The organism is Echinicola sediminis, assembly GCF_054777495.1.
The window spans coordinates 19,345-28,918 of record NZ_BAAHAP010000070.1; the positions used below are offsets into that span (position 1 = coordinate 19,345).

General features: G+C 44.5%; 6 protein-coding genes. All 6 read left to right on the plus strand.

Annotated elements, in window-relative coordinates; genetic code table 11:
* Nucleotides 1-36 precede the first annotated feature (36 nt).
* The gene (locus tag ACYVAA_RS16410; protein ID WP_460543717.1) at nt 37-3,582 is read left to right on the plus strand and encodes a SusC/RagA family TonB-linked outer membrane protein; all 3,546 of its coding nucleotides are present in this window, start codon (nt 37-39) and stop codon (nt 3,580-3,582) included.
* A 19-nt stretch (nt 3,583-3,601) separates the two neighbouring features.
* Nucleotides 3,602-5,320: a RagB/SusD family nutrient uptake outer membrane protein gene (locus ACYVAA_RS16415; RefSeq protein WP_460543719.1), complete on the plus strand. Its 1,719-nt coding sequence runs from the start codon at nt 3,602-3,604 to the stop codon at nt 5,318-5,320.
* A gap of 85 nt (nt 5,321-5,405) precedes the next feature.
* Nucleotides 5,406-6,725, plus strand: coding sequence for an alkaline phosphatase family protein (locus ACYVAA_RS16420; protein WP_460543721.1), 1,320 nt, complete (start codon nt 5,406-5,408; stop codon nt 6,723-6,725).
* A gap of 141 nt (nt 6,726-6,866) precedes the next feature.
* The gene (locus ACYVAA_RS16425; protein WP_460543723.1) at nt 6,867-7,769 is read left to right on the plus strand and encodes a helix-turn-helix domain-containing protein; all 903 of its coding nucleotides are present in this window, start codon (nt 6,867-6,869) and stop codon (nt 7,767-7,769) included.
* Nucleotides 7,770-7,852: 83 nt separating this feature from the next.
* Nucleotides 7,853-8,788, plus strand: coding sequence for a DMT family transporter (locus ACYVAA_RS16430; protein ID WP_460543725.1), 936 nt, complete (start codon nt 7,853-7,855; stop codon nt 8,786-8,788).
* Nucleotides 8,789-8,994: 206 nt separating this feature from the next.
* Nucleotides 8,995-9,574 (plus strand): TetR/AcrR family transcriptional regulator (locus ACYVAA_RS16435; protein WP_460543727.1); only part of this gene is annotated, 580 nt, incomplete at its 3' end.

Below are 9,574 nucleotides of genomic sequence, written 5' to 3' on the forward strand. Positions count from 1 at the left end.
TATATGAACAAAAGGATACTTATACACATAACCTACATGACGAAGCTCTTTATATATGCTTTTGTAATTCAGGCTTTTTCGATGAGCTTCCTGTGGGCCAATGACAGCAGGTCACAGGTAAAAAGCATCGAAGAAGTAAAAATAGCGGTTGGATTTCGTGATGCATCATTGAAGGAAGCTTTTGAAAAAATAGAGGAAGCTTCAGGGTTCAATTTTGTCTATACTAACAAGGAAATAAAAGGTAGCGGATTGATTTCCATTCATCAGGGGAGCAGAAGCCTGTATGACCTTTTGGTGGACATCGCCATGCAGACCGACTTACAGTTTAAGCAGGTAAACCAAAACATCCATGTAAAGAAAACCGTGAAGGATGTTTCAAGATCAGCCAATCCGGTAGCAATAGCGGACGTTACCATCACTGGAACGGTGTTGGACCCGATGGGTGAGCCTTTGCCCGGTGTGACCATTACAGTACAGGGAACCACTAGAGGAACGGTTACCGACTTGGACGGTAAATACAGTATTACGGTTCCCGAAGGAACCGCATTGGTCTTTTCTTTTATCGGTTATGTGTCTCAGGTCGTTCCTGTAGGAAACAGCGCGGTCATCAATGTACAGATGGAAGAGGATGAGCAGGCCTTGCAAGAGGTGGTCGTGGTAGGCTATGGCACCCAAAAAGTGACCAACCTTACCGGGGCAGTGGATGTGGTATCCGGAGAATTGTTGGAAAGCAGGCCATCTCCTTCCGTATCTCAGCTGCTTCAGGGAACTTCGCCTGGTTTGACCTTCAATGTGGGGAATTTTGGTTTTCAGCCAGGAGCCAATTTAGGCATTCAGATCCGTGGAATGGGCTCTATCAATGGTGGGGGAGAGCCTTATATCATCATTGATGGAATCCCCGGGGATATGAACCGCTTAAACCCTAATGATATTGAGTCAATCTCCGTCCTAAAAGATGCCGCAGCATCGGCCATTTATGGATCCAGAGCTCCTTACGGGGTAATTGTCATTACCACCAAGTCGGGCAGGGGAAAACTGAAGGCCTCTTATTCCGGCAGTGTTTCCGTAGCCAGCCCGCAAAATCTGCCCAGCATGTTGAATTCCTATACCCATGCCAGGGTGATCAACGAAGCGGGTACCGCTGTGCCAGGGGCAGGAGGAAGATTTTTCAGAAACGAAATTGTGGACAATATCATCGCCTTCCAAGAAGGGGATTTTGACTTCCTGAGAGGGCGGCCAAATTTTCCGGCAGATGCTACTTCTTTTGAAACTACACCAAACCTCAACAATACCAACCAATGGGGCTTCAACCAGTTTGGCAATGCCAATAGAGATTGGTTTGACGAGTATTTTGGAACCGGTTTTATCCAAAAGCACGATGTGAGCATTTCAGGAGGAACAGACAAAACTTCTTATTATTTCTCCGCCGGCTTGTTTGGCCAAGATGGCGTACTGAATTATGGCACCGATACCTTTGATCGGTATAATATCATGGGTAAAATCACCACTTCCATTACAGAAAATTGGGATTTTACCTATCAGCCCCGCTTCTCCAGACAGGTCAGGGAAATCCCGAATATGGACCGTCAAGGGTCTTATGACCTGATTTTCCATCAGATTGCCCGTACCATGCCCACCAATGCCAAATACGATGGCTTTGGAAATATCATGATACAGTCTAAAATTCCTTGGGTGAATGATGCAGGTACGGACGTGACGGAAACCGTAGAGAACTGGCACAATTTTGCAACTGATTTCAGGCCTGTGGAAGGCTGGACCATTCATGCGGACTTTGCCATGAGAAATGTGGACCAGTTCTATCAAAGCAGGGAACTTACCGTTTACGACCACTTGGTGGATGGAACAGTGATTCCTAGTGGTAATACATTACCGAGTAATATTCGGTCCACGCATTGGAGCAATAATTACTGGACCACCAATATCTATTCTTCCTATGAATTTAAGCTGGGTGAGGACCATAACCTAAAAGTAATGGGGGGAACCCAATTTGAGCGGTTTAAAACCCGCAGCTTATCCGGCTTTAGAACCAACCTTTTGGTTCAGGATGTGCCGTCCTTGATGACTGCTGATGGAGAAATCCAAATAGGCGAGAACCTTCAGACAATCAGTACCCAAGGGTATTTTGGTCGGATCAACTATAACTTCCAAGAGAAATATTTGTTGGAGATGAACGCCAGATACGATGGCAGTTCACGTTTTCGTGAAGGAAAGCGCTGGGGCTTCTTCCCTTCTTTTTCTGTAGGATGGAACATCGATAAGGAGGGCTTTTGGGAGCCGATCAGCGGGGCCGTCAATACCATGAAAATTCGTGGGTCTTGGGGTGAACTGGGAAATCAGAATACAGCCCCTTACCAGGATCTCCTGTTGATTCCGCTGTCCTCCAATGCCGTGAACTGGCTTTTCAGTCCGGGTTCAGGCAGGCCAATAGGTTTTGCAGGAACCCCGGCTTTGGTCAGTCCTGATTTGACCTGGGAAACTGCCAGGACCATCGATATTGGTACGGATATGTCCTTTTTGGATAAAAAGTTGAAGTTTGTCTTTGACTGGTTTGAGCGGACTACCTTTGATATGATCGGGCCGGTATCTCCTGTACCTGGAGTGTTGGGAGCAGGCCTGCCGGCATCCAATAATGCGACCCTGAGGGCAAGAGGTTGGGAAAGTACCATTTCCTGGAACCAGACTTTATCGAATGGCCTCAGCTATAATGTGGGTTTTAATATTTACGATAGCAAAGCGGTGATCACGGAGTATTTGAATCCAAATGGTGTTTTGAGCGATTGGTATGAAGGAAGGGAGCAAGGCGAGATTTGGGGATATACTGCCCATGATTTATTTAGAACACAAGAGGAGGTAGATTCCTATACCTCTGAAGTTGATTTGACTCCCCTTGTTGGGGGATTGGCTTGGAATACCGGGGATGTGAAATACCTGGATACCAATGGGGACGGTATAGTAGGTCCTGGTGCCAATACATTGGAAGATCACGGTGATCTGAGCATTATAGGCAACAGTACACCGCATTATCAATTTGGATTAAACCTTGGTGCGGCCTATAAAGGATTTGATCTCTCCATGATTATCCGAGGCGTGGCCAAAAGGGACTTGTGGTTCAATAGTTCTCAGAATATTTTCTGGGGATTCAGGACGGGCAACCAGTCTTCATTGTTCCCAGAGCATTTGGATTATTTCCGGGATCAACCGGGCGACAAGTATACAGGTTTGTATGAGGGAGAAGCCAATATTAACCTGGATTCCTATTTCCCAAGACCTTATATCAATAATGCACAGAACAATAAGAACCGAATTACCAATAGCCGGTATCTGCAAAACGGGGCTTATATGAGGATCCAAAACGTACAATTGGGCTATACCCTGCCAAGTCCGGTATTGGAGAGATTACATTTAAGCAATTTTAGAATGTATGTGTCCGGGGAAAACTTATTGACTTTCTCCAGCCTTCCTGTTGGCGTGGATCCCGTAGCGGTGAGCAGTGCCTGGGGTGTGGGTAAGACCTACGGAGCGGATCGTATCGTTTCTTTTGGATTACAGGTTTCTTATTAATCAAAAAAAGCAAATAGACATGAAGAAAATACAATATATAGCCAGTATGTTCCTTTTGCTGTTGGGAACGGTTTCATGCGAGGATTTTATTGATAATCCCCCAGAGGATCAGATTTCTGTCAATGATTTCTTTAAGACCAGTAATGATATTGAAAACTATGTAAAGAAATATTATTCCCAATTCCCTTCTCATGGGAGCGCCAATCTTCCTATTTCGGAAGATAACTCGGATAACCTGATCGTGGCTACCCCCAATGCGGTGCTGGATGGGGCTCGGGCCACCCGAAACGGACAATGGACCAATGAATGGTCCAATATCAGAAGCATCAATATTCTATTCGATAATTTGGACAATGTGGAGGACGAGCTCAGTTCTTATGCCCAGTATCTTGGAGAAGCACATTTTTTCCGGGCCTGGTTTTATTATAACATGTTACAGAGTTACGGGGATTTGCCGATTTACGATCGCCAGCTTTTTCCTGGGGACGAGGCATTAGTGGATCCTAGGGCCCCAAGAACCGAGGTGGCTGATTTTATCCTTTCCGATCTTGACAATGCCATTATGCATTTGGGCCTGCTTTCAACGGTGGGCAATTCCAGGCTAAACAGGGAAACTGCATTGGCTTTTAAAAGCCAGGTAGCGCTGTTTGAGGGAACTTGGCAAAAGTATCACGCAGGAACGGAATTTGGAACCCCTGGAACCGACCCTGCCAAGTACTTTCAGCAGGCGGTGGATGCTGCCGAGGAGCTGATCAACGGAGACTATACAGCAGGGATTTACACTACCGGAAATCCTGAAAGTGATTATTACACCCTGTTTGGATTGGATAATATGTCCGCTATTGATGAGGTGTTGTTTTATAGGATTGCCAGCACATCGGAGCAGCTGGGGCATGAACTCCAGTTTTATACCACCAGGAGAACCAGAAATATGGCAATCACTTGGTCGTTGGTAAGTTCCTACTTGGGCAAAGACGGCCAGCCTTATGACTATATGGGCCTGGCTTCTGGAACAAAGGGTAATGCTTTTTTGACCCAAATTGCTGCGGACTGTGATCCCCGACTTCATGCTACCGTGTGGATTCCGGGCGACCTGAGAGTGGCCAGCGCAGGCCAACTTTTTGATAAGCCATTTTTGGATGGAGGGTCAGAGGAGTTGTGTGCTACTGGCTTTCAATTGAAGAAGTTCTCCAATCCCTATTCCCCGGCCGCCGGTGCTGATTTTGGAGGCTTGAGTCAGACAGGCCGTATCTATTTTCGATATGCTGAGGTCTTGCTGAATTACGCCGAGGCCAAGTATGAACTGGACGGAACGGTGGCGTTTGAAGAATTGAACCTGCTTCGGTCCAGGGCCGGAATGCCGGATTTTGAAGTGATTCCTCAGGGAAACTATGGAGACAATCTGCTGGATTATGGTTATGACATAGATGATGCCCTTTATGCTATCCGCAATGAAAGAAGAGTGGAGCTGGCCTTGGAGGGACATCGGGTAGATGATTACAGAAGGTGGGCCGCCCATGGTTTGATCAAAGGACAGCGTCCATTGGGCTATCCATTTGATCCGTCAGAGTTCCCGTCTTTGACGGTCAATGTCAATGAAGACGGTCTGGTGGATTATTTTCAACCAGAGATGCCCGACGGTTATGGATTCAGGGAAGACCAGGATTATCTGCTGTCCATCCCACGCGATGAACTCACTTTAAACCCTAATTTGGAACAAAATCCGAATTGGAATTAAAATTAGCAATTAAGAGGAGGCTGTCTCATAAGTTATCGGGGACGTATTTACTTATGTTGAGACAGCCTCTTATCTTTAATCAATCATGGAAGAAATGGTAACCTGGATGATGAAGAAACTGGCCATACTGGCTTGCTGCCTGCTAACTTTGAATGTATTCGGTTGGCAACAAAAGGATCCCGGCACACCCAATATTGTCTTGATCATGGCGGATGATCTGGGTTATGAGACCTTGGAGGTCAATGGAAGCAACAGTTACCAAACCCCTCATCTGGATCGGTTGGCCAAAGAAGGGATGAACTTCACCCATTGTTATTCGACTCCCCTATGTACCCCAAGCAGGGTGCAGCTGATGACCGGGAAATACAATTTTAGAAATTATATCGGTTTTGGGCTTTTGGATCCTCAAGAGAAAACTTTCGGTGATTACCTCCAGCAGGCAGGGTATAAGACCATGATAGCAGGCAAATGGCAGCTTTTTGGAAACCAAAAGCAGCAGGAGCTGGCGGGTGGTAAAATTGGAACCTTGCCACAAGATGCCGGATTCGATGAATATTGCCTCTGGCAAGTGGAGGATCTTGGTAGTAGGTACAAAGACCCGCTCTTGAGTACTTCGGAAGAAACCAAGGTTTACGAAGATGCATTTGGCCCAGATGTATTTGTGGACGAGATCGGTGATTTTATGGAAAGGCATTCTGACCAACCCTTCTTTGTTTACTACCCCATGGTACTTACCCATGACCCTTTTGTGCCCACTCCAGCCAATAAAGACTTTGGTGGATTCGAGGCAAGCTCCAAAGTGAATGATCCCGCATATTTTGGGGAGATGGTGAGCTATATGGATAAGCTGGTTGGGGAAATTGTCCAAAAGATCGAGGATTTGGGCATCTCAGAGAACACATTGATCCTCTTCATCGGGGACAATGGAACGGATCATGATGTGGTTTCCCTACAGGAGGGACAGGAAATAAGGGGGGATAAAGGACAAACCACCGAGGCAGGTACCCACGTGCCTATGATCGCCCGCTGGAAGGGACAAATCCCTGAGGGAACGGTAAATGATAATTTGGTGGATTTTACTGATTTTCTGCCTACTCTTTTGGATGCTGTGAGTTTCAGGGAAAGAAAAGGGGTATTTACCGATGGACTTAGCTTTTACCCTCAACTACTGGGGAAGTCATCTAAAGGAAGAAAATGGGTCTTTTGTCATTATGATCCTAATTGGGGCAAGTTTGAGAAGAAAAGGTTTGTCCATGACCGTGAGTGGAAGCTGTACGACAGTGGAGAAATTTACCATATCGCCAAGGATCCACTTGAGGAGTTTCCGGTATCGGAAACATCATTGAACCGATCAGCCCAGAGAAAAATAACTTCATTTCAGAAGGTGCTAAGGGACTATCAGTAGCAGTAAAAGGACATACTGGCTTATTTGGAAAATTGGTGCCAGTGAGAGATTGTTTAAACGAGTTAGAGCTGCGGGTATAATTGCGTATATACCTATTTGAAAATATCTGGTTTTATTCAAAGAAACATTTCTTATATTTTGATGGGAAATGATTCATCAAAACGCTACGAAGTGGACAGGTCAGGCTATGATAAGTTGTTAAAGACGTACAGTGAGAGAATTGCCGTTGATAAGATTGTAAATGGGCAATATGTAACATCCAGCCCTAACAGCACTGCGCTGCACCGTCACACTTATTATCAAATTGTATGGATTAGAAGAGGTGAGGGGACCCACCTCATTGAAGGAATTAACCATCACTTTCGGGAAGGTGATGTTTTTCTTTTGGCTCCGCATTACCTGCATAAAATAAGTTATCAGCCAAATGTCAAGGGGTTTGTCGTCAGTTTCTCTGATACAATCCTGGATAGTTTTCAAAATAAATCCACTTTATTGTTCCATGATATTGATCAATGTTTGGTCAAGGTGCCTGAGAAGGAAATCAAGTTACTGCATACGGAGTTTAAATTGCTGTACCGATACCTTGGGCAAACTTCAAGTAGGACCAATTTGGCTATCATCAGCAATTACCTGCATATTATTCTAAGCAAAATAGATGCTTTCAAATACCCTATCAGAAATAAAAATAAGGAAGCTGACCAATTAAGTTTTAAGCTTTTGGAACAATACGATGCCTTGGTTAGAAGGCATTTTAAAGAAGAGAAACAACTTTCTTTTTATGTTGAACAGTTGGCCGTTTCTCAAAGGAAATTAAGTGATGTGATAAAGGGCATTACGGGACTGACACCCGCCAAGTATTTGGAACGGTATATTTTGAATGAAGCAGCGAGAATGTTACAGTACAGCACTTTCAGCGTAAAGGAAATAGGAGCAGAACTAGGGTATAATGATAATTCTTATTTTACTAAAACATTTAAAAAACAGTTCCACCTAACCCCTGTGGAGTTTAGGACAAGGGCTAAGGAGAATAATCCTGATAAATAATACCATTCGTATTCCAAAATGGACCATTTTTTAAGATTAGCATTGCTGAATTTTGCCTCAATAATTATTAAACGGGTATTATTATGGCAAAAGCAATCCTTTATGTACTGGTCTGTGTCCTTCTTTGGGCATTGATCCCTGTGGTTTCAAAATTGGGCCAAAACGGTCTTGATAATCACCAATTCTTATTTTGGTCCAGCCTGGCCTCTTTGATCTTCTTTATTCTTGTGGGCTTTATTCAGGGGAAATTAAAACTTCTAATGTCGGTTCCTAAAAAGCAGTGGCTGACTTCAGTGCTGCTGGGTTTTTTAGGGACCTACCTGTATTATGTTCTTTTGTATTTTGGATATGCCAATGCCCCGGGGATGGAAGTGTTGGTGGTACAGTATTCCTGGCCCATATTAGTGGTGCTTTTGTCCATGTTCCTGTTAAAGGAAAGGCTGACGGCCGCTAAGGGTTTATCCGTCTTGCTTGGTTTTTTTGGCGTATTCATCGTTCTTACCAAGGGAGATTTTTCCCAATTGAGGTTTGAAAACCTGACAGTGGATTTAATTGTGCTGTTCGGTGCTTTTACCTTTGCCCTTTTTTCAGTGCTCAGTAAAAAGGCCAGGCTGGATGATGCATCTCTTTTGACCATTTATTTTCTTACGGCCACTGTCGTTTCCTTCTTCTCCATGTTTCTTTTTTCAGACTTTGGATGGCCTTCATTGACAAACGTTCTTCCGATAGTGATAAACGGTTTTTTCGTCAATGGACTTTCTTATATATGCTGGATCCGGGCCTTGAAAACCGGTGAGGCCTCTTTTCTTGCTCCTTTCGTTTTTCTAACACCAGTCTTATCGTCTGTTTTTTTGATCGTGTTTTTCAATGAGCCCTTCCATGGAGCCTACCTCATTGGCATGTCAAGTGTCATTATGGGTGGCCTGCTAAATGTGGGTAAAAAGAAGACAAAATATACCATGGAGGGTAAAGAGATGAGGGTAACAGTGCCAGCAGGAAAAATCAAAGTGAAGCGATAAAAGGCAGGTGATGAGTGGGGTTTTTGGGGCTACGACAAAAGAAGTTCAATAGATTTTGGCCTTAATAGTGAAATAAATGGACTTCTCGGTTGAATAAGGTGGTTTTGTACTGGATTATTTTATTTCTTTGCTTTGTAGCAGGACAGGATAGTAGGGGAAACACATTGCAGACATGAAATATGTCCGCATTCATTATTTTTGTAAAAATGGAAAAGAAGAAAAAAGTCTCCACAAAGCAGAAAATAATCAACGAGGCCATTCGCTTGTATAATGAGCAAGGCGCCCAGAATATCACCAGTAGGCATATCGCTGCCGAACTGGGGATTAGTCATGGTAACCTGGATTATCATTACAAAAACCGGGAGGCGATATTATTGGAGGTCTACAAGCAGATGCGCCAGGAAATGTCGGCGGCCTATCAGGGCAGTCAAGGGGAGGGGACCTCTTTTGAGCGTTTTCACCAATTGCTGCTGAACTTGGATCAGTTTCAGGGCAAGTACCGTTTTTTTAACCTTGATGTATTGGAGATTTGCCGTTCAAACCCGGAAGTGAGCAAGGTACTGAATGAAACGCTGGAATTACGGAAAGAGCAGATGAGGAGCTTTTTTAAGCGCTTTGTGGAAGAAGGTTTGGTAAGTGATGAACTGGATACCTCCTTCAACCGTCTTCAGCATTCCATAAGAATCATCATTACTTTTTGGCTTTCCCAACAGGAAGTGCTGTCCAATTTCCAATTCAAGGAGCCCGGAGAGATGGGCCATTGCTCATCTGCACTATGGGGGCAAT

Coding starts and splice junctions, on each gene's coding strand:
- ACYVAA_RS16415 (WP_460543719.1), top strand. CDS start 3,602: ATGAAGAAAATACAATATATAGCCAGTATGTTCCTTTTGCTGTTGGGA.
- ACYVAA_RS16410 (WP_460543717.1), top strand. CDS start 37: ATGACGAAGCTCTTTATATATGCTTTTGTAATTCAGGCTTTTTCGATG.
- ACYVAA_RS16430 (WP_460543725.1), top strand. CDS start 7,853: ATGGCAAAAGCAATCCTTTATGTACTGGTCTGTGTCCTTCTTTGGGCA.
- ACYVAA_RS16425 (WP_460543723.1), top strand. CDS start 6,867: ATGGGAAATGATTCATCAAAACGCTACGAAGTGGACAGGTCAGGCTAT.
- ACYVAA_RS16420 (WP_460543721.1), top strand. CDS start 5,406: ATGGAAGAAATGGTAACCTGGATGATGAAGAAACTGGCCATACTGGCT.